The sequence below is a fragment of the Mumia sp. ZJ430 genome (assembly GCF_011751845.1).
Taxonomy (GTDB): Bacteria; Actinomycetota; Actinomycetes; order Propionibacteriales; family Nocardioidaceae; genus Mumia.
The window spans coordinates 1-21,398 of the sequence record NZ_JAAHFK010000003.1 but is presented as its reverse complement, the minus strand read 5'-3'; the positions used below and the strand labels follow the sequence as shown (position 1 = coordinate 21,398).

General features: G+C 70.9%; 22 protein-coding genes. 21 read left to right on the top strand and 1 reads right to left on the bottom strand.

The window, feature by feature from the left end; all coding sequences use genetic code 11:
• Window positions 1–13: 13 nt before the first annotated feature.
• Window positions 14–850: a transporter substrate-binding domain-containing protein gene (locus HCT63_RS12310; RefSeq protein ID WP_167005100.1), complete on the bottom strand. Its 837-nt coding sequence runs from the start codon at window positions 848–850 to the stop codon at window positions 14–16.
• Between the two features lie 204 nt (window positions 851–1,054).
• Here HCT63_RS12310 and HCT63_RS12305 point away from each other — a divergent pair, with 204 nt between their 5' ends.
• The 21 genes from HCT63_RS12305 to HCT63_RS12205 all read left to right on the top strand — a co-directional run bounded on the left by HCT63_RS12305 (window position 1,055) and on the right by HCT63_RS12205 (window position 20,881).
• Window positions 1,055–1,960 (top strand): NAD(P)H-binding protein, encoded by a 906-nt coding sequence (locus HCT63_RS12305; RefSeq protein WP_167005097.1) that lies wholly within the window; start codon window positions 1,055–1,057, stop codon window positions 1,958–1,960.
• Window positions 1,957–2,697, top strand: coding sequence for a CPBP family intramembrane glutamic endopeptidase (locus HCT63_RS12300; RefSeq protein WP_208322426.1), 741 nt, complete (start codon window positions 1,957–1,959; stop codon window positions 2,695–2,697). The genes HCT63_RS12305 and HCT63_RS12300 overlap by 4 nt, the downstream gene beginning before the upstream one ends.
• Window positions 2,698–2,843: 146 nt before the next feature.
• Window positions 2,844–5,522: a M14 family zinc carboxypeptidase gene (locus HCT63_RS12295; RefSeq protein WP_167005094.1), complete on the top strand. Its 2,679-nt coding sequence runs from the start codon at window positions 2,844–2,846 to the stop codon at window positions 5,520–5,522.
• A 71-nt stretch (window positions 5,523–5,593) separates the two neighbouring features.
• Window positions 5,594–6,307 (top strand): GAP family protein, encoded by a 714-nt coding sequence (locus HCT63_RS12290; protein WP_167005091.1) that lies wholly within the window; start codon window positions 5,594–5,596, stop codon window positions 6,305–6,307.
• Between the two features lie 67 nt (window positions 6,308–6,374).
• Entirely contained in the window at window positions 6,375–7,295 is a 921-nt protein-coding gene (locus HCT63_RS12285) for a polysaccharide pyruvyl transferase family protein (protein WP_167005088.1), read from the top strand.
• A 226-nt stretch (window positions 7,296–7,521) separates the two neighbouring features.
• The gene (locus HCT63_RS12280) at window positions 7,522–8,829 is read left to right on the top strand and encodes an ABC transporter substrate-binding protein (RefSeq protein WP_167007045.1); all 1,308 of its coding nucleotides are present in this window, start codon (window positions 7,522–7,524) and stop codon (window positions 8,827–8,829) included.
• Complete coding sequence (locus HCT63_RS12275; protein WP_167005085.1) at window positions 8,829–9,590, top strand: ABC transporter ATP-binding protein; 762 nt, start codon at window positions 8,829–8,831, stop codon at window positions 9,588–9,590. The genes HCT63_RS12280 and HCT63_RS12275 overlap by 1 nt, the downstream gene beginning before the upstream one ends.
• Window positions 9,587–10,315, top strand: a complete 729-nt coding sequence (locus HCT63_RS12270) for an ABC transporter ATP-binding protein (protein ID WP_167005082.1) — start codon at window positions 9,587–9,589, stop codon at window positions 10,313–10,315. Before HCT63_RS12275 ends, HCT63_RS12270 begins: the two co-directional genes overlap by 4 nt.
• 4 nt (window positions 10,316–10,319) lie before the next feature.
• Entirely contained in the window at window positions 10,320–11,186 is an 867-nt protein-coding gene (locus HCT63_RS12265; protein ID WP_167005079.1) for a branched-chain amino acid ABC transporter permease, read from the top strand.
• Between the two features lie 46 nt (window positions 11,187–11,232).
• Complete coding sequence (locus HCT63_RS12260) at window positions 11,233–12,291, top strand: branched-chain amino acid ABC transporter permease (protein ID WP_208322425.1); 1,059 nt, start codon at window positions 11,233–11,235, stop codon at window positions 12,289–12,291.
• Entirely contained in the window at window positions 12,288–13,400 is a 1,113-nt protein-coding gene (locus HCT63_RS12255) for an NAD(P)-dependent alcohol dehydrogenase (RefSeq protein WP_167005076.1), read from the top strand. Before HCT63_RS12260 ends, HCT63_RS12255 begins: the two co-directional genes overlap by 4 nt.
• Window positions 13,397–14,752, top strand: a complete 1,356-nt coding sequence (locus tag HCT63_RS12250; protein ID WP_167005073.1) for an amidase — start codon at window positions 13,397–13,399, stop codon at window positions 14,750–14,752. The genes HCT63_RS12255 and HCT63_RS12250 overlap by 4 nt, the downstream gene beginning before the upstream one ends.
• Window positions 14,753–14,853: 101 nt before the next feature.
• Window positions 14,854–15,846, top strand: a complete 993-nt coding sequence (locus HCT63_RS12245; protein WP_167005070.1) for a helix-turn-helix domain-containing protein — start codon at window positions 14,854–14,856, stop codon at window positions 15,844–15,846.
• Window positions 15,846–16,301, top strand: a complete 456-nt coding sequence (locus HCT63_RS12240; protein WP_167005067.1) for a hypothetical protein — start codon at window positions 15,846–15,848, stop codon at window positions 16,299–16,301. Before HCT63_RS12245 ends, HCT63_RS12240 begins: the two co-directional genes overlap by 1 nt.
• Window positions 16,302–16,395: 94 nt before the next feature.
• Window positions 16,396–17,619, top strand: a complete 1,224-nt coding sequence (locus HCT63_RS12235; protein ID WP_167005064.1) for an ATPase, T2SS/T4P/T4SS family — start codon at window positions 16,396–16,398, stop codon at window positions 17,617–17,619.
• Window positions 17,619–18,485, top strand: coding sequence for a type II secretion system F family protein (locus tag HCT63_RS12230; protein ID WP_167005061.1), 867 nt, complete (start codon window positions 17,619–17,621; stop codon window positions 18,483–18,485). The genes HCT63_RS12235 and HCT63_RS12230 overlap by 1 nt, the downstream gene beginning before the upstream one ends.
• Window positions 18,482–19,411 (top strand): type II secretion system F family protein, encoded by a 930-nt coding sequence (locus tag HCT63_RS12225; protein ID WP_167005058.1) that lies wholly within the window; start codon window positions 18,482–18,484, stop codon window positions 19,409–19,411. Before HCT63_RS12230 ends, HCT63_RS12225 begins: the two co-directional genes overlap by 4 nt.
• A gap of 42 nt (window positions 19,412–19,453) precedes the next feature.
• Complete coding sequence (locus HCT63_RS12220) at window positions 19,454–19,636, top strand: hypothetical protein (protein WP_220471276.1); 183 nt, start codon at window positions 19,454–19,456, stop codon at window positions 19,634–19,636.
• Window positions 19,633–20,025, top strand: a complete 393-nt coding sequence (locus HCT63_RS12215) for a TadE/TadG family type IV pilus assembly protein (protein ID WP_167005053.1) — start codon at window positions 19,633–19,635, stop codon at window positions 20,023–20,025. The genes HCT63_RS12220 and HCT63_RS12215 overlap by 4 nt, the downstream gene beginning before the upstream one ends.
• The gene (locus tag HCT63_RS12210) at window positions 20,022–20,453 is read left to right on the top strand and encodes a hypothetical protein (RefSeq protein WP_167005050.1); all 432 of its coding nucleotides are present in this window, start codon (window positions 20,022–20,024) and stop codon (window positions 20,451–20,453) included. The genes HCT63_RS12215 and HCT63_RS12210 overlap by 4 nt, the downstream gene beginning before the upstream one ends.
• Window positions 20,450–20,881: a pilus assembly protein TadG-related protein gene (locus HCT63_RS12205; protein WP_167005047.1), complete on the top strand. Its 432-nt coding sequence runs from the start codon at window positions 20,450–20,452 to the stop codon at window positions 20,879–20,881. Before HCT63_RS12210 ends, HCT63_RS12205 begins: the two co-directional genes overlap by 4 nt.
• Window positions 20,882–21,398: the final 517 nt, after the last annotated feature.

Below are 21,398 nucleotides of genomic sequence, written 5' to 3'. Positions count from 1 at the left end.
TGTGCCAGACGGATCAACGGGTCGACGGCTTGGTGCCGAAGTACTTCTCGTAGATCTCGTCGTACGTGCCGTCTTCCTTGGCGGTTGCGAGGACCTCGTTGAGGCGCTCGATGATCTTCTCGCCGTTGGCGTCCTTAGCCGCCGGGAAGCCGTACTGCTCGCCCGTGTCGAACTCCGTCGTCACCGCGGTGTCGGGGTTGTCCTTGGCGAAGTCGAACAGCACGCCGTTGTCGTTGATCGCGGCGTCGATCGAGCCCGCCTTGACGGCGTTGGCCTGCAGCGCCATGTCCTCGAACGTGACGACGCTGTAGCCGTTGGCCTCGGCATTCTCCTCGGCGTACATCGCGCCTGTGGTGTCCGTCTGGACGCCGATCTTCTTGCCCTTGAGCGCCGAGAGGTCCTCGATGCCCGAGTCGGCCTTGACGAGCAGGGCCTGGGTGGCGTCGAAGTACGGGTCGGAGATCGCGAGTGCACCGGCACGCTCGTCGGTGATCGTCATGGCGCCCATGCCGACGTCGCACTTGCCGGCCTTGAACGCGGCGCCGGAGGTGATCTGGGCCCAGTCGATGTCGACGACCTTGTGGTCGATGCCCATGTCGTCGGCCAGCAGCGCGAGCAGGTCGGTGTCGAAGCCGACGACCTCATCGCTGTCGTCGCGGTACTGGAACGGCTTGTAGGGAAGGTGCGTGCAGATCGTGAGTGTGTCGCCCTCCACGATCTTGATGCCGTCGACCTCCTTGCTCGCGTCGTCGCTGTCGTCACCGCCACAGGCGGCCATCGAGACGGTGAGCGCGAGTGCTCCGGCAGCGGCGGCGAACGCCCTGCTGAGGCCTCGTCCGGTGACCTTCATCGAAGTTGCTCCTTGAGCTCTGAGGGTTCACGAGACTGATCTCTCGTGAGGCTGATCTCGTAACGAAGGGGATGGTGCCACAAGAAGAGCACGAGATTGTTACGACGCCCAGAGATCGTTCTCGAAGGGTTACGGACGGCGACGAGCGTGCCGGTGCCCGTTAATCCATGATCGAAGGCAGGGTGCCAACCAGGGGAGGGCGCGATGCGTGTACTCGTGACGGGAGCCACGGGATTCATCGGGCGCAGACTTGTCCCGTCGCTGGTGGCGGACGGGCACGAGGTGCTCGCGATGACCCGTCGGCCCGACGCGTACGAGGGCGAGGGGACGGCCGTCTTCGGCGACGTGCACGACGCCGCCTCCCTGTCGCCCGCCCTGGAGGGCGTGGAGTCGGCGTACTACCTCGTCCACTCCCTCGGATCGGAGGACTTCGTCCGGCGTGATGCGCAGGCGGCGCGCGCGTTCGGTGAGGCGGCGGCCGCGGCCGGGGTCTGGCGCATCGTCTACCTGGGCGGGCTCGGCGACGACAGCGACGAACTCTCTCCCCATCTGCGCAGCCGGCGCGAGGTCGAGGGCCTGCTGGCGGAGGGCGGCGTCCCGGTCACGACGCTGCGTGCGGGGATCGTCGTCGGTCACGGCGGCATCTCGTGGGAGATGACGCGTCAGCTCGTCGAGCACCTGCCGGCGATGGTGACGCCGCGCTGGGTGAGCACACGGACGCAGCCGATCGCCGTGGACGACGTGATCCGCTACCTCGTCGGAGTGCTGAGCCTGCCCGAAGGCACCGACCGGGCGTACGAGATCGGCGGCCCGGACGTCCTCGCGTACGCGGCGATGATGCGCCGCCTCGCCGACATCGAGGGGCGCCATCCGGTGATCCTCCCGGTCCCGCTGCTCAGTCCGGGGCTCTCGGCGCTGTGGCTCGCCCTCGTCACCGACGTCGACACGCGGACGGGGCGTTCGCTGGTGGGCTCGATGGTCAACGAGGTCGTGGTCCGCGACGACGCCATCCGCGAGGTGGTGCCGTTCGAGCCGCTCGCGTACGACGAGGCGGTACGGCGGGCGCTCGCCGAGCGCGCCCGGGAGCAGGAGGACGGTGGGTCCTCGTGAGCGGCGGGGGACGGTGGGACCGTGTCCGCGCCCTGCTGCCGCGTGGGCTCGGGTACGTCGCCCGGGCCGCCGTCCCTGAGCCCGCGGAGGTGGTCCGTCGGCGTCGCCGTACGGTCGCCGCCGTGGGTGTCGCTGGTGCGGGCCTGCTCGGGGTGTCGCTCTCGACACGACCCGACTCGCCACAGTTCTACGGCCTGACCCTGGCGACGGCGGCGACCTGGACGACGGGCGCGCTGGCCTCGGGTCCCCTGCACCGGGGCTGGATCGAACGCCCGGACGCGCCGCAGCGGCGTCCCGTCGTGGTGCCGGTGCTGACCGGGGTCGGCGCGTTCGGCTGCTTCTACGCCGGTGCGCTGGTGGCGCAGCGCATCCCGGTCCTCGACGCGGCCGTGCGGCGGGTGCTGCGCTTCGCCGAGGGCAGCCCGCCGATGGTCGTGCTCACAACCCTCGCGAACAGCGCCGCCGAAGAGCTGTTCTTCCGCGGCGCTCTGTACGAGGCGGTGGGGCAGCGCCACCCCGTCCTCGTCTCGACCCTCGCCTACACCGCGACCACCGCCTCCTCCCGCAACCCGTCGCTCACGCTGGCCGGTGCGGTGATGGGGACACTGTTCGGGCTCCAGCGACGCGCCACCGGCGGGGTCCAGGCGTCGACGCTGACCCACCTCACGTGGTCGGCGCTGATGCTGCGGTTCCTGCCGGCGCTGTTCCGGCGGCGCCGTTTCGGAGACGTTTCCTGACCGGACACCCGGTGAAGACCTGAATTCACCCCGCAGAGAGCACTCGCCGTCGGCGCGATTTCGCGGCAGAATCGGCCTATCCGTGCCGACGTGTCGTACGTCACAACGCGTCACACCGGCTCCGTCCCCTCCGGAGAGGATCCCCCGTGCGACACCTCCGCGTAGTCGGCCTCGCGGCGAGCGCCTCGCTCGTCGCGACCGCCCTGATGACGGCCCCCGCCGTCGCCGACCCGTCCCCTGTCTCCCCGTTCACCGAACGCTCGGCCAAGGAGCCGGCCGCCGCGGGCTCGCTCACCGCCAAGGCCGCGCGCAAGGCCGCGTCCGGCGAGGTCGCCGGCGACCCGCTGCGGATGCCGACGTCGTACCCGTACCAGCCGACGCTGAAGGTCTTCCCCGAGGCCGATCCCGACGCCGCCGACAGCGGCGACATGGTCCGGTACGACGACATCGCGCCGACCCTGAACGCGCTGATGGCGCAGTCGGACCGGATCTCAGCCCAGGTCGTCGGCCAGTCGACGCAGGGCCGTGACCTCTACCTCGTCACGGTCACCGCGCCCGAGAACCGCCGCGAGACCGCCCAGCAGACCGCGTGGCGCGACGAGATCAAGCAGGACCCGAAGGACGCCGCGAAGGACAGGCGCCTGGCACGGGACTACAAGACGCCGATCTGGATCAGCTCCAACATCCACGGCAACGAGTGGGAGGGCACGGACGCCTCCCTCCAGTACATCGAGCAGCTCGTGACCGCGCCCGAGAGCGAGGTCGGCGACCTCCTTGACGGACACCGGCTCTACTTCAGCCTCACGCTGAACCCCGACGGCCGGACGATCGGACAGCGGCCGACGGCGGTGAACCTCGACGCGAACCGCGACATGATCACCAACACGACGCCGGAGTCGACGTCGTTCATCAAGACCGCCGAGGCCGTCCAGGCGCTGTACGCCGCCGACTTCCACGGCTACACGAGCGTGCTGCAGATCGAGCCCTGCGGCCCGCCGCACGGCGACGACTACGAGTACGACCTCTTCATCCCGCACGCGTACGCGCTGTCCCTGCAGGTGGAGAAGGACGTGGTCGAGGCGCAGATCCCCGGCAACACCTACTACGACGTGACCACCGGCCGCGTCGTCCCGGAGGTCACTGGTCCGGAGAACGCGCACATCAAGATCCCGTACCGCGACACCCCGTCGGGCTGGGACGACTTCCCGCCGGTGTTCACCGCTCAGTACGCGGCGTTCTCCGGCGCGGTCACCGCGACCGTCGAGCTGCCGAAGTCGCGGCCGAACAGCAGCACCCAGACCCCGGCGAACGCCGTCATCAACACGGCGGTCGCACTCAAGACCATGCAGAGCCTCGTCGACTACGTGGAGAACAACGACGCCGCGATGCTCTCCGACCAGATCGAGTTCTTCCGCCGGGCGTCGGTCGGCGCCCCGCGCGAGGCGCTGACGACCGCGACCATCGCCGACGTCCCGGGCCCGCAGGAGTGGAAGGACGAGTGGGACGTCGCCGACGACCAGAACCCGGTGTCGTACCCGCGGGCGTTCGTGATCCCCATCGACGACGACCAGCGTTCGGTCTCTGACGCCCGTACGCTCGTCCGCGCGCTGCGCCTGCACGGCATCGAGGTCGGCCGGCTCGACCGCTCGGAACGGCTTGGCCGCACGACCTTCCGCAAGGGCACGTACGTCGTCGACCTGCACCAGCCCAAGCGCAACCTCGCGCACGCGCTGCTCGCTCCGGGAGCCGACATCTCGGCGAAGTTCCCGAGCATGTACGACATCTCGGCGTGGAGCTGGGGCTTCCTCTGGGGTGCTGACGTCGAGCCGGTCGGCACGACCGGAGTGGGCAGGCTGCCGAAGCTCCGGCCCGTCAGCGGCGACGCCGACGGCGACGTCCCGTCGAAGCGCGCGTACGTGACCTTCGACCTCGCCGGCGTCAACGACTACCGGGCGCTCAACGCGCTGCTCGAGGACGGCGTCGCCGTGTCGCAGCTCGCGGACGGCTCTGCCGTGGTTGGGTCCGACCGCGCCTCGTACGAAGCGGTCGAGGACGTCGCCGAGGAGCTCGACGTCGACTTCGAGAAGGCCACCTCCGCGGAGGTGCGCCAGCTGAGCGACGGTACGGCCAAGGGGCTCGACGACCTGACGATCGGCTACACCGGCAACCAGGACGACCTGCTGTCGCTGACCCAGCTCGGGTTCGACGACCTGGTCCCGCTCACCGCCGCGACGCTCACGGCGACGCCGTCGCTGCTCGTCGACGTCGACGTGCTGTGGCTCGGGTCGGCGCTGAGCTTCAACGAGAGCCAGGCTGCGGGCGGCGCTGCCGTGACGGCATACGTCGACGCGGGCGGCAGCATCGTCGGTCGCGGCGCCGGCGCCTTCAACACGGCGCGGACCTTCGGCCTCGTCACGGGGACGGCGGTCGCCGGCAACGGCTCCGGCAACGGGATCGTCGCCGTCGACACCGTGGCCGCGGGCGTCCTGGCGCCGTACGCGCAGGCCCACTCGTTCGTCTATCCCGCGACGTGGTTCACGGGGCTGGGGGCAGAGGTCACGGTGGAGCAGACGTTCGACGCCACGACGCCGCTGATCGCCGGGCACTGGCGGCGCGGCGGTGCCGGCGGGACCACGCCGAACGGTCCGCAGGACGCCGCGGGCCAGCCGGCGGTCGTCTCGGCCGAAGCGGCGTCGGGCGCGAAGGCGTTCGTCTTCGGCACCTCGGTGTTCTTCCGGACGCACCCCAAGGGCGGGCAGAGCCAGGCGGCACGCGGCCTGTTCTGGGCAGCGCCCGAAGGTGAAGGCGTCGCGGCGCCGAGGTAGGACGACAGATCGAGCACCCGGGGCGGGTCGGTGGCCGGTGAGGGCCGCCGACCCGCCCTAGGCTGTGAGCGATGCTCGCCCTCGTACTCTCCGCGGCCGGGACCGTCCTCGGTCTCGTGATGCTGGGGCTCGCGACGGGGTTCAGCCCGACGCTGATCGCCCTCCAGGTCGCCGTGCTCGGGCGGAGCGGGCGGGTGGCGCGCCAGGGCCTGGTCGTGGCAGGCGGTGTGGCCACGGGCGCCGTCGCGCTCACCGTGCTCTTCCAGCTCGCCAACCCCGAGACGTGGGCTCGCGTGCTGCAGGGCAAGGTCGAGTCGCTCTTCGTGGAGCAGACCTTCGACGAGATTGCCGGCGTACTGTTCGTCATCGCCGGGATCTGGGTGCTTCGCCGCCGGGAGCAGTCCGACGACGACCTCCCCGAGCCGCGCGTCGCCTCGAAGGAGCTGGCGCGCCCGCGAGAGCTCTTCGGGTTCGCGGCGGTCAACACCGTGGTGAGCGTGAGTGGTGCGGCAGCGACGTACCTGGTCGTCCGGATCGCTCGCGAGGGCGACTCGCCCGTCCTGGTTCAGGTGCTCGTGTACGTCGGGTTCGCGGCGGCGGCGGCGCTGCCGTACCTGCTGATGCTGTGGGCGCGCGTGCGCGTGCCCCAGCTCGCGGTCTATGTCGACCGGGTGGTCGCCTGGGTGCGGTCGCGCAGCTGGCGCAGGCTCGGCGGGTGGTCCCTGATCGTCGTCGGGACGTTCCTCGTCGTGGCGGCGGCGACCCGCTACTTCGGACGCGGGTGACGGTGCACGTGGCCCGTCACGGCACGGGCGCTTTGTCCAGCGGATCGGTACGGATACGCTGACGACCATGCCCAGCCAGGTCGTCACCGCCTCCGGCCCCCGTACGACGCTCCGGAAGCGTGTCCACACCCGCCTCGGCCGACGCCGCACGTCACCGTCGGCGTTGTCGGCGATCGCGGGGGAGTACGAGGTGGCGAGCGACGTCATCGAGCAGAACGGTGCGCTGCCGCTCACGTGGTGGGTGCGCGCTCCGAACTTCGGTGACCTGCTCTCCCCGTGGCTGATCGGCAAGATGACCGGCCGCCAGGTCGTGTTCGCCGACAAGTCGCGTCCGCACTACATCGCGGTCGGTTCGATCCTCAAGCGGGTCTCGCCACAGTCGATCGTCTGGGGGTCCGGCTCGTTCGGCAACGAGAATCGCGACCAGCTCGTGCCCGAGGCGACCTACACGGCCGTCCGCGGGCCGCTGTCGCGGGCGCGTCTGCTCGACGTCGAGGCGAAGGTCCCGGAGGTGTACGGCGACCCGGCCCTGCTGACTCCGCTGTACTTCCGCCCGAAGGTGAAGAAGACCCACGACATCGGCATCGTCGCCCGCTGGTCGGAGAAGCGCTGGGCTGAGGCTCAGCTCGGGCCCGGGGTGAAGCTGATCGACCTCGGCACCGACGACGTCGAGGGCGTGCTCCGCGAGATCATGAGCTGCCGCCAGATCGTGACGGCCTCGCTGCACGGGCTGGTCATCGCCGACGCGTACGGCATCCCCAACGCGTGGGTGCTCTCGCGTACGGCGGCGGGCGGCGAGTTCAAGTACCTCGACTACTTCGCGAGCGTCGACAAGTTCCGCCTGCCGCAGGGCCTCAAGATCAAGGGCCGCGAGGTCACTGTCGCCTACCTGCGCAGCCGCCTGGACTTCGATGCCCGTCCGATCACGTTCGACTTCCGCAGGCTGCTCGACGCCTGCCCCTTCATGGAGCGCCGACCCACCGCCTGACGCCTTCCCCTTGCCACGTTCTCGTGGCAGGTGCGCACCGCCCTCGGCAGATCTGCCGAGGGCGGTCGTCGTGTAGCCACTTGACGATTCGTGCAGGGACACCGCTCGGCCCTTCCGGGGAGATCCACGTCACAGCTATGTTCGCTCTCGCTACATGTGTTCGATCTACGAACACATTCGGCGGACAACGTCACCGCTGGTCGGTCGCGCATCAAGGAGAACCCTCATGGACAACACCCCCGGGACCGGCTTCTCGCGCCGGTCATTCCTCCAGACCGTCGGCATGGGTGCCGTCGCGCTCGGTGGCAGTTCGGTGCTCTCGGCCTGCGGGGGCCTGAAGGGAACCGGTTCCTCGGCCAGCGACGTGCTCAAGATCGGGCTGGTATCGCCGCAGACCGGCCCCCTCGCCAGCTTCGCGTCGTCGGACTCGTTCGTCGTCAAGCAGATGAACGAGGCGCTGCGCAAGGGCTTCACCGCCGGCGGCAAGAAGCGGATGATCGAGATCGTCGTCAAGGACACCCAGTCGAACGCGACCCGCGCCACCGAGGTGACGCAGCAGCTCATCAACAGCGACAAGGTCGACCTCATCGTCGGCTCCGGCACTCCTGACACGACCAACCCCGTCGCCGACCAGTGCGAGGCCTCGGGCGTCCCGAACGTGACGACGATCGCGCCCTGGGAGGCGTGGTTCCACGGCCGCAACGGCACGCCGGGCGAAGGCTTCCAGTACACAACGCTGTTCTTCTTCGGCATGGACCAGTTCGCCGAGTGCTTCTTCCCGATGTGGGAACGCATGGGCGTCGAGTCCAAGGACGTCGCCGCGCTCTGGCCCGACGACACCGACGCCAACGCGTTCCGCGACGGCCTCGGCGCGGCGATGAAGGAGCAGGGCTGGAACCCGATCGACGGCGGCAAGTACCAGAACGGCGCCGCCGACTTCAGCGCCCAGATCGCGAAGTTCAAGAAGTCCGGCGCGGAGCTCTTCACCACCACGCCGATCCCTCCCGACTTCCAGACGTTCTGGAAGCAGGCGCAGCAGCAGGACTTCCGCCCGAAGCTCGCGACCGTCGCGAAGGTCATGCTCTTTCCCGCCGAGGCCGAAGCCCTCGGCCAGCTCTCGAACAACATCGCGACCGACATCTGGTGGAGCCCGTCCCACCCGTACACCTCGAGCATCGACGGGACGACGAGCAAGGAGCTCGCCACGGCGTTCGCCAAGGACACGGGCAACCAGTGGACGCAGGCGCTCGGGTCGGTCTACTCGCTGTTCGAGATCGCCGTCGAGGCGTTCAAGAAGGCCGACGACCCGAAGGACAAGGACGACGTCGCGGAGAAGCTGCGCACCATGTCCTACACCGGCATGAGCGGTCCGCTCGACTTCACCAAGGGGCCGGAGCCGGGCATCGCGATCCAGCACCCGGTCGGCGGTCAGTGGCGTCCCGGCACCGAGTTCGACTGGGACATCTCGATCGTCGACAACTCGGCCAACACCGAGGTGCCGGTCGGCGGCGATCTCGAGCCGACCAACGCCTGATGGTCCCCGCGCAGACCGCCTCGCCGCTGCTGCGTCTCGACGACCTGTCCAAGAGCTTCGGGCAGGTCGTCGTGGCCGACGGCCTCGACCTCGCCGTCGGTACGGGGGAGACGCTCGGGATCGTCGGACCGAACGGTGCGGGCAAGACCTCGCTCTTCGCGATGATCTCCGGCGACCTCGCCCCCGACTCCGGACGCGTCGTGCTCGAAGGCGTCGACGTCACGGCGATGGCGCCCCACCGTCGCGCGCGTGCCGGCCTCGGGCGGACGTACCAGATCCCGCGGCCCTTCGAGGGCATGACGGTGTTCGAGAACGTCCTCGTCGCGGCGACCGAGGCCGCGGGCCTGCGTGGCCGGGCGGCGGCCGACGCGGCGATGGAGGTCCTCGAGCGTGCCGGGCTGCTCCCGGTGGCCAACACGCGTGGCGGCGCGCTGACGCTGCTGCAGCGCAAGCGCCTCGAGGTCGCCCGCGGGCTTGCCGCTGCGCCGAAGGTGCTGCTGCTCGACGAGGTCGCCGGCGGCCTCACCGAGCCGGAGGTCGTGGAGCTCGTCGCGCTCGTCCGAGCCGTCAACGCCTCGGGCGTCGCGATCGTCTGGATCGAGCACGTCGTCCATGCGCTCACCGCGACCGTCGACCGTCTTGCGTGCCTGGCGGGCGGACGCCTGGTCGCCGACGGCGAGCCGTCCGCGGTCCTGGCAGACCCGACCGTCCGCGAGCTCTACCTGGGCCACGCGGTGACCGTCGAAGGAGACGTCGCATGAGCGAGGACACCCTGCTCTCCGTACGAGGCCTGTGCGTGGAGCACGGACAGCTCCAGGCACTGCGCGACTTCGACCTCGACGTCCGCGAGGGCGAGAAGGTCGCCGTCATCGGCGCGAACGGCGCCGGCAAGTCGACGCTGCTCCGTACGCTCGCCGGTGTCCTGCGGCCGTCGCGCGGCACGATCAGCCTCGTCGGCACCGACATCACGACGGTGCCGACGCACCAGCGTGTCGAGCAGGGGATCGCGATGGTGCCTGAGGGGCGGCGGCTGTTCCCCTCGCTGAGCCTGGAGGAGAACCTCCTCACCGGCCAGTACCGCAGGCGGCCCGGCGCATGGGACCTGGACGCGATCTATGCGCTCTTCGACTGGATGCCCGACCGGCGGCACCAGTCGTCGATGCAGCTGTCCGGCGGTCAGCAGCAGGCGGTCGCGATCGGCCGTGCGCTCATGGCGAACCCGCGGCTGCTGCTCGTCGACGAGCTGTCGCTCGGTCTCGCCCCGGTCGTCGTGCAGCGCATCTACGAGGCGCTCGCCGAGATCGTCCGCAGCGGCTGCGCGGTCCTGCTGGTCGAGCAGGACGTCAGCCAGGCGATGGCCGTCGCCGACCACGTCCACTGCCTGCTCGAAGGGCGCACCGTCCTGTCGGGGGCGCCGAGCGAGCTCGCGCTGCCCGACGTCGAGGCGGCGTACTTCGGCATCGACTCCAGTCCGAAGGCGGGTTGACCCGATGGACCTCCTCAACGCCGTGACGCAGGGCATCCTGCTCGGCGGCCTGTACGCCCTGTTCGCCTGCGGTCTTTCGGTGATGTTCGGGGTGATGCGGATCGTGAACCTCGCGCACGGCGACCTCGCGATCGCCGCCTCGTTCCTCGCGTTCGTCCTGGTCAGTGCGACGTTCCTCCCGCTGTGGATGGTGGTCGTGGTGACGATCCCGCTGTTCGCGCTCATCGGGTACGGCACGCAGCGGGTCCTCTTCCAGCGCAGCCTGAAGGCAGGCCCGCTCGCTACGCTGCTCGTCACGTTCGGCTTGTCGATCGTGCTCCAGAACGCGTTGTTGCAGATCTTCTCCGCCGACACCCGCACGCTCGACGCGGGTGCGCTCGCGACCGGCGCGCTGCAGGTCGGCGAGATCTCGCTGTCGTACCTCGGGATCCTCGGACTCGTCGCCGCCCTCGGCTCGATCATCGCGATCCAGCTCTTCCTCAGCCGCAGCCGCAACGGCCGCATCATGCGCGCCGCCTCTGACGACCCGGAGACCGCGGCGCTGGTCGGCGCGAACTCGCGCCACGTCTACGGCATCGCCACCGCGATCGCGTTCGGCACGGTGGCGCTGGCGGGGATGATCTTCGCGATGCGCTCGTCGTTCGACCCGGCGCTCGGGCCGTCCCGGCTGATCTTCGCGTTCGAGGCGGTCGTGATCGGCGGGCTCGGCTCGCTGTGGGGCACGCTCGCCGGCGGTCTCATCCTGGGGATGACGCAGAGCATCGTCGCCCTGTACGACCCGTCGAGCGCCGTGCTCGCGGGCCACCTGGTGTTCCTCGCGGTGCTGGCGTTCCGGCCGCAGGGCATGATCCCGAAGCGGGTGATGGCATGAGCACGAGGAGCGAGGCACCGCAGTGCTCATGCGAAAGGAGCAGGGCATGAGCACGCTGATGGCGCACCCGGGCGCACCGAAGGCCATCGTACGGCGCTCCGCCCGCTCCTCGCGATGGACGGTGCTCGCGCTCGGCGCCCTCGTCGTGCTGCTGGCCGCGTTGCCGTTCCTCGTCTTCGAGAGCGTGACGAGCAGCCTGTTCATGCTGTTCGTGTACGTCGTGATCGCGAGCATGTGGAACCTCCTCGCCGGGTTCGGCGGCATGGTCTCGGTCGGGCAGCAGGCGTTCATCGGCGTCGGCGCCTACACGGTCGTCGCGCTCGCCGACCAGGGCCTCTCGCCGTTCCTCGCGCTCGTGTTCGCGGCCCTCACGGCGGCGATCCTGGCGATCCCGACGTCCTGGCTCGCGTTCCGGCTGCGCGGCGACTACTTCGCCGTGGGCACGTGGGTGATCGCGGAGGTCTACCGGCTCGTCGTGATCAAGATCGACGCGCTCGGCGGCCCGAGCGGCCGTCCGTTGACCGGCATGAGCACCGTCGATCAGACCCTGCGTGCCGCGTTCATCTACTGGTCCGCACTCGGCGTCGCGATCCTCACCGTCGCTGCCTGCTACTGGCTGCTGCGCGGTCGCGTGGGCCTCGCGCTGACGGCGGTCCGTGACGACCACGTGGCCGCGCGGGCCAGCGGCGTGGACGTCGCCCGTGCCAAGTACGTCGTCTACCTTGCCTCCGCTGCCGGCTGCGGCGCCGCGGGCGGCCTGCTGGTCATCAACGCGCTCAGCGTCCAGCCCGACGCGATCTTCAGCGTGCAGTGGTCGGCGTACATGATCTTCATCGTCGTCATCGGCGGCATCGGCTATCTCGAGGGCCCGATCGTCGGAGCGGTCGTCTTCTTCGCGCTCCAGCAGCTCCTCGCCGACTCTGGCAGCTGGTACCTCATCGTGCTCGGCGTCCTCGCCGCCGCCTCCGCGATCTGGATGCCGCGCGGGCTGTGGGGCCAGGTCATCGACCGTACGGGCTTCCGGATCTTCCCGGTCGGCTACCACGTCGACCTCACCGCGCTCGAGACGCGCGCCCCCGCCCGTACCCAGGAGAGGACCTCATGAAGATCACTGCCGCGGTCGTCGAGAAGTCCGGTGCGCCGTTCGTGCTCGAGGAGGTCGAGCTGGACCGTCCTGGTGCTGGCGAGGCACTGGTGCGCGTGATCGCGACGGGGCTGTGCCACACCGACGAGATCACCCGGCACGGCGACCTGCCGCAGCCGCTTCCCGGCGTGCTCGGGCACGAGGGCGCCGGGATCGTGGAGGCGGTCGGCGACGGCGTGACGTCGGTGTCGCCCGGCGACCACGTCGTGATCGGCTGGCCGTCGTGCGGCATGTGCGCGCACTGCATCGGCGGCGAGCCGCGCTACTGCGACCGGCTGGGGGAGGCCCTTGTGTCGGGGGCGCGCCTGCTCGGACCGCGCGAAGGCGAGTCCGCACTGCACCGTACGGACGGGTCGGCGCTGTCGAGCCACTTCTTCGGCCAGTCGTCGCTCGCCACGTACGCCCTGACGTGGGCGGACGCGCTCGTCGTCGTCGACAAGGACGTGCCGCTGGAGATCGTCGGGCCGCTGGCCTGCGGCATCTCCACCGGCGCGGGCGCGGTCCTCAACACCGCACGCCCAGCGATGGGCGACTCGCTCGTCGTGTACGGGGTTGGGGCCGTCGGTCTCTCCGCGGTGATGGCCGCCCGCTGCACGCCGGCGACGACGATCATCGCGGTGGACAAGCACCGGTCTCGACTCGACCTGGCGCTGTCCTTCGGCGCCACCCACACTCTCGACGCGAGCGAGGACGTGGTCGCGCAGGTCCACGAGATCTGCGGCGGCCCGGCGACGTTCGCGCTGGAGTGCACCGGTGTCGTCCCGGTCGTCCGTCAGGCCGTCGACTCGGTCGGGATGCTCGGGACCTGCATCCTCATCGGCGGCGCCCCGGCCGGCGCGGAGTTCGCGATCGACCACCTCACGACGCTGTGGGGCAAGCGCATCATCGGCGTCCTCGGCGGCGGGGCGACCAGCCGCCAGGTGATCCCGGCCCTGCTCGCGCTGCGTGCCCAGGGACGCTTCCCGTACGACCGGCTCGTCGAGTACTTCGCGCTCGACCAGATCGAGGACGCGATCGCCGCGAGCCTGTCGGGCGAGGCGATCAAGCCGGTCGTGTGCATGCCGCGATGAACCCGTCAGCACGCGACGACGACCTCCTCGCGCTCGACCTGGTCGCGGCGGCCGGGGCGCTGGCGACGGGCGAGGTGCGTGCCGTCGACCTCGCGCACGCCTACCTGCGACGGATCGCGGAGACCGAGCCAGATCTCAACTCCTACGTCACCGTCGACCGTGGGGCTGCGCTCGCGCAGGCCCGCGCTGCCGACGCCGAGATCGCCGCACGTGGTCCGCGTGGACCGCTGCACGGCATCCCGGTCGGGGTGAAGGACCTCTTCGACATCGCCGGCCTGCGCACCGCGTACGGCTCGGCGCGGTTCGCCGACCACGTCCCACGCGGCGACGCGGCGGCCGTGACGGCGCTGCGGACGGCGGGTGCGGTCGTCCTCGGCAAGCAGGCGACGCACGAGTTCGCGTGGGGCGGACGCACCGACAGCCCGCACTTCGGGCCGACGCGCAACCCGTGGGCGCACGACCGCATCCCTGGTGGCTCGTCGGGTGGTGGCGGCGCATCGGTCACCGCGCGCAGCAGCCTGCTCGCGCTCGGCTCCGACACCGCCGGCAGCGTGCGCATCCCCGCAGCGCTGTCCGGCTGCGTCGGGCTCAAGCCGACGGCGGGCTGGATGAGCCTCGACGGCGCCTACCCGCTCGCCCCTTCGCTCGACCACGTCGGGCTGCTCGGGCGTACGGCCGCCGACGTCGGCCTCGCGTTCCACGCGCTCGGCGGGCGTACGGTCGCCGGGGACGATCTGTCTGGGCTGCGGGTCGGCTGGCTCGTCGACGCCCAGCCGTCCACGAGCGCCGAGGTCGCGCAGGTGGCCGCCGCCTCGCGCACGGTCGCCGCCGGGTTCGCCGAGGTGGTCGACGTGGCCGTGCCCGATGTCGCCGCGCGGACCGAGGCGATCCTCACCCTCGTCCGGCACGAGGCCGAGCAGGTGCACCGTACGGCCTTCGCCGACGCGCCTGCCTCGTACGGGCCCGACCTCGCCGCCCTGCTGGAGCTCGGTCCGGTCGCCGACGCCGACCTGGCGCGTGCTCGGGAGGTCGTGACGCGCACGCGTGCGTGGTGCGAGGCGGCGCTGCGCGACGTCGACGTCCTCGTGGGTCCGACCGTCCCCGTCGTCGCGCCACGCATCGGCGCGCAGGAGGTCGACGTCGCGGGCCGTGCCTGGCCGGTCGAGCTCGTCCTCACGCGCTTCACCTCGCTCGCGAACGCGACGGGGGCGCCGGCGGCGTCCGTCCCCGTGGGCACCGTCGACAGGCTGCCGGTCGGCCTCCAGGTGATCGGCCGGGCGGGTGCGGAGGCGGTGGTGCTCGCGGTGGCCGACCGGCTGGGCGTACCGGCTGCTCCCTGGCAGCCGGCCTGACCTCGCGGTCGCGAAAGTGGCGAGAATCACCCCCGAGCTGGCCTATGATGCCGGTCAGTGCGGCGGACGACCCCCGTCCTCCGACTTCTGAGGCGTTCGAGGTGACGGACGTGGAGGCTGATCCGGCGACGGCGTTCGCCGAGCTCGACACGCGACGGTCGTCGCTCGCGAGCACGACCGACATGTGGACCGAGGCGTGCTCGCGGATGCTCGTCCCGCTCACCATCACCGGCCCTCAGAAGGTCGTCCACGGTCACGTCACGATGCGCCAGCACGACGGCATCCGCGCGTGCACGCTTCAGGGGACGGCCCACGTGGCGTCCCGCAGCGAACAGGACACGGTCGGCGGGAGCGACTACATCAAGCTCTGCCTCGGGCTCGGCGGCCACATGGCGCTGCGCCAGCACGACCGTACGCATGCGCTGAGCCGCGGCGACGTCGTCGTGTACGACACGGCCGACCCGTACGACGCGGGCAGCGCGCTGCCGTTCGGCATCCTCCTGCTGCTGATCCCACGCAGCGCGCTCGGGCTGTCGCGCGACCAGATCGCGATGAAGGCCGCGCAGCCGCTGCAGAGCGACGCCCTCCCGCAGCTGCGCGAGGCGATGCTGACGAGCGCGCGCGGCGACGGGTTCCTCGCGACCGGTGTGCTCGCCGACATCGCGGCCCGGGTTGTCCGTGACACGCCCGCGTTCCGCCTGCCCGCGCGGACCGACCACGACCGCATCGTGGCCGCCGCCCAGCGCCACGTGGAGGCGCGGCTCGCTGACCCGACGCTGGACGCGGCCGCCCTCGCCGCGCTGACCGGGGTGTCACGCCGACGCCTGTACGAGGCGTTCGCGGCCGAGCTCGGGCCCGTCGCGACGTACGTACGCGAACGCCGCATCGCCCGTGCCCGCGACCTCTTGCTCGACCCGGAGCACGTGGGGGAGTCGATCGCCCACATCGCCGCCGCAGTCGGCCTGCCCGACCCGACCCACTTCAGCCGCGTCTTCCACCGCACCCACGGGCTGTCGCCCCGGGCCTACCGCGCGCGGGGCGTCGCTGAGCCGTCGGTGCCGTGGTCGCCGCGCACTGAGGGCCGGACACTCTGATGCCGTACGTCGTGGGCGAGGCCGGCTCCCAGCGCGGGTCGTTGCGCGCCTGGGTCGCCGCGCACCCGGCCGACGTGATCGACGTGTTCGTCTACGTGGTCGTCCTCAACCTCGCCATCCAGTACCTCCCGGCGGTGATCAGCGAGACCTTCACCCTCTCGCTGCTGACGGCCGTCCTGCTCAAGGTGACGCTGGAGCTGGTGCTCCTCGTCAAGGGGGTCGTCCTGACCCGGCTGCGTGGCGCCACCACCCTGCTGACGAAGACGACCTCTGCCGTCCTGCTCTGGGTGGTGGCGGTGGGGAGCAAGCTCGTCGTGCTCTGGCTGATCGATGTCGCGTTCGGCGGCTCGGTGAGCCTGGGCGGCTTCGTCCCCGTGACCCTGCTCGTCCTCGCTCTCCTGGCGTCGCGGGCAGGTGTCAGGCGTCTGCTGTACGGCACGACCGCGTCGGTCTGAGCCTGGGTTTCCACAGGTTCGGTCACAGGGGTGTTGTGGTGACCCGTGTTTGCGGCAGGATTCCGGTCACGATCGCCGCCCTTGGGGGAGTTCCGTGACGACGAGCAGCCTTGCTGACCAGGTCCGTGAGCACGTGCGCGCGCAGGGGGTGGATCCGCTCCGAGATGCGTCTGCGGTGCGGCGGATCGCCGAGCAGGTGGCGGCCGCGCACGACCAGCGGAGCCTGACGGGAGTCGTCGCGGCGTTGCCCGATCCCGAGGCGACAGTCGGCGAGCTGGTGGCCGCGGTCTCGGGCCTCGGGCCACTCCAGCCCTACCTCGACGACCCCGACATCGAGGAGATCTGGATCAATGATCCGTCACGAGTCTTCGTCGCGCGGGCCGGTCGCACGGAGCTGACGCCGGTGATCCTCGATGCGGTCGAGGTGCGTGAGCTCGTCGAGAGGATGCTCGCGACCAGCGGCCGGCGGCTCGATGTGAGCCAGCCGTTCGTCGATGCGACCCTCCCAGGAGGGCATCGCCTCCACGTCGTGCTGGAGGGCATCTCGCGCGGCTTCGTCGCTGTCAACATCCGCAAGTTCGTCCAGCGCTTCCGAGGGCTCGCCGACCTGGTCGCCGCAGGCACGCTCACCGAGCATGCGGCCGACTTCCTGCGGGCCAGTGTCGTCTCCGGGCACAACATCGTCGTGTCCGGCGGCACGCAGTGCGGCAAGACGACCCTCCTCAACGCGCTCGCCACCGAGGTGCCGGGTGCCGAGCGGATCGTCTCGGCAGAGGAGGTCTTCGAGCTGCGCTTCGCCCACCCAGACTGGGTGGCGCTGCAGACCCGCCAGGCCGGCCTCGAGGGCACCGGGGAGATCCGCCTGCGCACGCTCGTCAAGGAGGCGCTGCGGATGCGGCCCTCGCGCCTGATCATCGGCGAGGTCCGCGCCGAGGAGTGCTTCGACCTGCTCCTCGCGCTCAACGCCGGCTTGCCGGGCATGGTGACGCTGCACGCGTCGTCAGCGCGCCAGGCCCTCGTCAAGCTCTGCACCCTGCCGCTGCTGGCCGGCGAGAACATCTCCGCCCGGTTCGTCGTCCCGACCGTCGCGACGTGCGTCGACCACGTGGTCCACCTCGGCCTCGACTCCCAGGGCCGTCGTACGGTGCGTGAGATCGCCGCCGTCAACGGGCGGGTCGAGCAGGACGTGATGGAGACCGAGACGCTGTTCTCGTTCCGGGACGGGGTTCTCGTACGCGGCGCCGGCACCCCTGCCCGTACGGAGCGGTTCGAGCAGTCCGGCATCGACATCGGCGCGCTCCTGCGGCGGGAGGGCTGATGGGCTACGTCCTCGGTCTGGGGATCGGCATCGGTCTCCTCCTCGCCTGGTCAGGCCTCACCGCGTCGTCGGCGAGCCACGTCGCGACCACCCGTACAGGTCACGGCAGGGGTCGCCTCGCCGACCTTCTCGCGCGCGCCGGCGCCGAGGGGGTGACCGCTTCCGGACTCGTCGGGGTCTGCGGTGCCTGCGGGGTGCTCGGGCTCGTCGTGGCGCTCCTCGTCACGGGGACGCCGACGGTCGCGCTCGTCGGCGGGCTCGCCGCCGCGTACGTGCCGGTGGGTGTCATCCGGGCACGCGCCGGCAGGGTCGTCGCTGAGCGTGCGGCGGCCTGGCCCGAGGCGGTCGACCACCTGGCCTCGGCCGTACGCGCGGGGTTGTCGCTTCCCGAGGCCGTCGCGGGTCTCGGCGAGCGCGGCCCTGAGCCGTTACGGGGGCCGTTCGCCGCCTTCGCTCGCGACTATCAGGCGAGCGGACGGTTCTCCGAGTCGCTCGACACCCTCAAGGCGCGACTCGCCGATCCTGTCGGCGACCGCGTCGTCGAGGCGCTGAGGGTGGCGCGCGACGTCGGCGGCGGCGATCTCGGCCGCATGCTCCGTACGCTCTCGGCGTTCCTGCGCGACGACCTTCGGACCCGTGGCGAGCTCGTCTCCCGCCAGGCCTGGACGATCAACGGTGCTCGGCTGGCCGTCTCCGCGCCGTGGATCGTGCTCGCCCTGATGGCGATGCGTCGCGACGCGATTGCGCAGTTCGGCAGCGGCACCGGCCTCGTGCTCCTGCTCTGCGGGCTCGCGGTGTGCGTCGTCGCGTACCGGCTGATGCTTCGGATCGGCCGCCTTCCCCGCGAGCCGAGGGTCCTGCGGTGACCCCGGTCGTGGCGGGAGGGCTTCTGGCGGCGGGAGTCGCCGTCGGGCTGCTGGAGCTCGTCCGTGTCGCGCGCCTGCGACGCCGTCCCACCCTCGTCAGCCGGGTCGCTCCCTACGTCCGTGACGTCGTCCCGCCTTCGGCGTCCGACCGCACGCCCGCCCCGCTGCAGACGGGGTGGGCAGTGTTCGGCCCGACTGTCCGCCGCGCGGCCGAGCTGGTGGAGCGCACCCTCGGCGGGAGCGCGTCCGTGCGCCGTCGGCTGACACGCAGCGGGTCGCCGATGACGCTCGAGGAGTTCCGGGTGAGCCAGGTGGTGTGGGGTGGCTCGGCGTTCGGTGCAGTGGCCGCTCTCCTGCTGTGCTGGAGCGCCGTCTCGACCGTACGGCCGCTCGCCGGCCTCGTGCTGTGCTGCGTTGCCGCCGTCGGTGGCGTGCTCGCTCGTGACATCGCCCTCACCCAGGCGGTCGCGCGCCGAGAGGACCAGCTCGTGCGCGAGTTCCCGACGCTCGCCGACCTCCTCGCGCTCGCGGTCGCCGCCGGCGAGGGGCCGGTCTCCGCCCTCGAGCGCGTCGGTCGGGTGAGCAACGGGGCGATGGCGGCCGAGCTGCGGACGGTGGTCGCCGACGTCCGGATCGGCCGCCCGCTCTCCGAGGCGCTCGACGCTCTTGCCGCGCGCTCGGGTGTCACGGCGGTGGCGCGGTTTGCCGAGACCCTGTCGGTGGCCGTCGAGCGCGGTACGCCTCTGACCGAGGTGCTGCACGCCCAAGCCGCAGACGTCCGCGAGGCGAGCCGCCGCGAGCTCGTCGAGTCCGGTGCCCGCCGCGAGGTCCTGATGCTCGTGCCGGTCGTCTTCCTGGTTCTGCCGGTGACCGTCCTGTTCGCGTTCTACCCCGGTCTGGTGAGCCTGTCGCTCAGCACGCCCTGACACCCGAGGAGAGTCATGCTCGTACGCCCCCACCCACACCGTGTGTCCCCCAGACCCGCATCCCGCCTCCAGCGGGTCCACGACGACCGGGACGAGCGCGGCGACGTGCCCGGTTGGGTCCTGATCGTCGTCATGTCAGCCGGCCTCGTCGCGGGGTTGACGGCCGTCGCAGGGCCGCAGCTGCAGTCGATGCTCGAGTCGGCGCTGAGCTCCGTCGGAGGATGAGCCGACGCGCGCAGCCGCGGCTCGACGAGGGATCCGCGGTCGCGGAGTTCTGCCTGGTCATGGTCGTGCTCGTGCCGCTGGTGCTCGGCGTCATGCAGGTCGGGTTCGTGCTGCACGTCCGCAACACCCTCACCGCGGCGGCTGCCGACGGCGCGCGTGTCGCCTCGCGGTCCGGGGCGACACCGGACGACGGCGCGCGCCGCACGCGCGAGCAGATCACCCGAGTTCTGTCGAGCAGGTACGCCCGCGAGGTCACCACCGCGCGGGCATCGGCCAGCGGGCAGCCGGTCGTCGTCGTGCGAGCCCGTGCCGAGGTCCCGGCACTCGGGATCGTCGGCCCCGCCGTCACGGTGACGGGGACGGGCCGCGCCGTCGAGGAGACCGGATGACGCGCAACGAGAGGGGCAGCGCGATCGTCGAGATGACGTGGCTGGGGATCTTGCTCCTGATCCCGCTGGCGTACGTGATGCTCTCGGTCTTCGAGGTGCAGCGGGCCGCGTACGGCGCCAGCGCCGCAGGGCGGGCCGCCGGTCGCGCGTACGTCCAGAGCCCGGACGTCGCCTCCGCTCAGCAGCGGGGGAGTGCGGCGGCCGCGCTCGTGCTCGAGGACCACGGCATCGAGGCGGGTGCCCGCGCCGTGAGCGTGGACTGCACGGGCGGACCTTGCCTCAGTCCGGGATCGTCGGTGACCGTGACCGTCGACGTATGGGCCGACCTGCCGTTCGTCCCGGACTTCCTCGGCGGAGCCCGGCCGGCGGTCCGCGTGAGCAGCACGCACACAGAGCCGTACGGGCGGTTCCGCGAGGACCGGTCGTGACAGAGGGCAAGCGGGACGACCGCGGTCAGATCTCGGTGATGATCATCGGCTTCTTCCTCGTCCTGCTCCTCGTCGTCGCCGTCGTGGTCAACGCGTCAGCCGCCTACCTCGGACAACGGCGTCTCGCGGACCTCGCCGACGGTGCCGCGCTGGCCGCTGCGGAGGGAGTCGAGCGCTCGAGCCTGTACGGGGCGACAGGAGAGCGTGCGCCGCTCGATCCGACGGCGGCGAGGACAGCGGTGGCCGACTACCTCCGGGCGGTCGACGCCGACGGACACGTCGCAGCTCTCCGTTGGGAGGTGCGGGGGAGGGGTGACGCGGTGGTCGTTCGGCTCGAAGGACGGGTTCGGCTGCCGTTGGTGCCCCCGGGATGGACGCGCGGCGCAGCGATCTCTGCCGATGCGACCGTGGAGCTCCGGATCGACTGAATCGGCCCCCTGCACGCGGGTGCTACGCATCCCCGCAGGTCAGAGGCACTTTGCGCGTTAAGGGGTACCCCCGGTTTGACCGCCCAAAACCGACCCTGTAATGTTCTTCTTGTTGCCGGGGACGGCGGCGGGCAAGGCCGAGAGGCCGGGCACGCGGCCCCAGCGATAACCACCTCAAAGCAAGAGCCTAGCCGGTTCCACACGCGTGGAGCGGGAGATGGTCGCTACGAGGTGCCCCGAAGGAGCCCGGTTTGGGAGTCCGAGGAGCGCCTGGTAGGTTTGGGGGTCGCGCCTTGATCTGATGCCCGTGGGGGTTGAGGGTTTTGTGTGTCTGATGTTTGAGAACTCAACAGTGTGCCAAAAGTCGACGAGATAATCAGTAGTAAGGCCTCGGACTTTTGCTTCTCTTTGGAGGGGTGAGTGTTTGGGGTTGATTCCGTGACAATTATTTGTCAGCAAATAGTTAGTCCGGGTCATAACGGAAGTTGTTGCCTAGCCTTTGGTTGGGTTTTCGACG

Coding starts and splice junctions, on each gene's coding strand:
- HCT63_RS12285 (WP_167005088.1), top strand. CDS start 6,375: ATGCCCAGCCAGGTCGTCACCGCCTCCGGCCCCCGTACGACGCTCCGG.
- HCT63_RS12275 (WP_167005085.1), top strand. CDS start 8,829: ATGGTCCCCGCGCAGACCGCCTCGCCGCTGCTGCGTCTCGACGACCTG.
- HCT63_RS12265 (WP_167005079.1), top strand. CDS start 10,320: ATGGACCTCCTCAACGCCGTGACGCAGGGCATCCTGCTCGGCGGCCTG.
- HCT63_RS12270 (WP_167005082.1), top strand. CDS start 9,587: ATGAGCGAGGACACCCTGCTCTCCGTACGAGGCCTGTGCGTGGAGCAC.
- HCT63_RS12255 (WP_167005076.1), top strand. CDS start 12,288: ATGAAGATCACTGCCGCGGTCGTCGAGAAGTCCGGTGCGCCGTTCGTG.
- HCT63_RS12210 (WP_167005050.1), top strand. CDS start 20,022: ATGACGCGCAACGAGAGGGGCAGCGCGATCGTCGAGATGACGTGGCTG.
- HCT63_RS12310 (WP_167005100.1), bottom strand. CDS start 850: ATGAAGGTCACCGGACGAGGCCTCAGCAGGGCGTTCGCCGCCGCTGCC.
- HCT63_RS12280 (WP_167007045.1), top strand. CDS start 7,522: ATGGACAACACCCCCGGGACCGGCTTCTCGCGCCGGTCATTCCTCCAG.
- HCT63_RS12260 (WP_208322425.1), top strand. CDS start 11,233: ATGAGCACGCTGATGGCGCACCCGGGCGCACCGAAGGCCATCGTACGG.
- HCT63_RS12305 (WP_167005097.1), top strand. CDS start 1,055: ATGCGTGTACTCGTGACGGGAGCCACGGGATTCATCGGGCGCAGACTT.
- HCT63_RS12230 (WP_167005061.1), top strand. CDS start 17,619: ATGGGCTACGTCCTCGGTCTGGGGATCGGCATCGGTCTCCTCCTCGCC.
- HCT63_RS12240 (WP_167005067.1), top strand. CDS start 15,846: ATGCCGTACGTCGTGGGCGAGGCCGGCTCCCAGCGCGGGTCGTTGCGC.
- HCT63_RS12290 (WP_167005091.1), top strand. CDS start 5,594: ATGCTCGCCCTCGTACTCTCCGCGGCCGGGACCGTCCTCGGTCTCGTG.
- HCT63_RS12215 (WP_167005053.1), top strand. CDS start 19,633: ATGAGCCGACGCGCGCAGCCGCGGCTCGACGAGGGATCCGCGGTCGCG.
- HCT63_RS12250 (WP_167005073.1), top strand. CDS start 13,397: ATGAACCCGTCAGCACGCGACGACGACCTCCTCGCGCTCGACCTGGTC.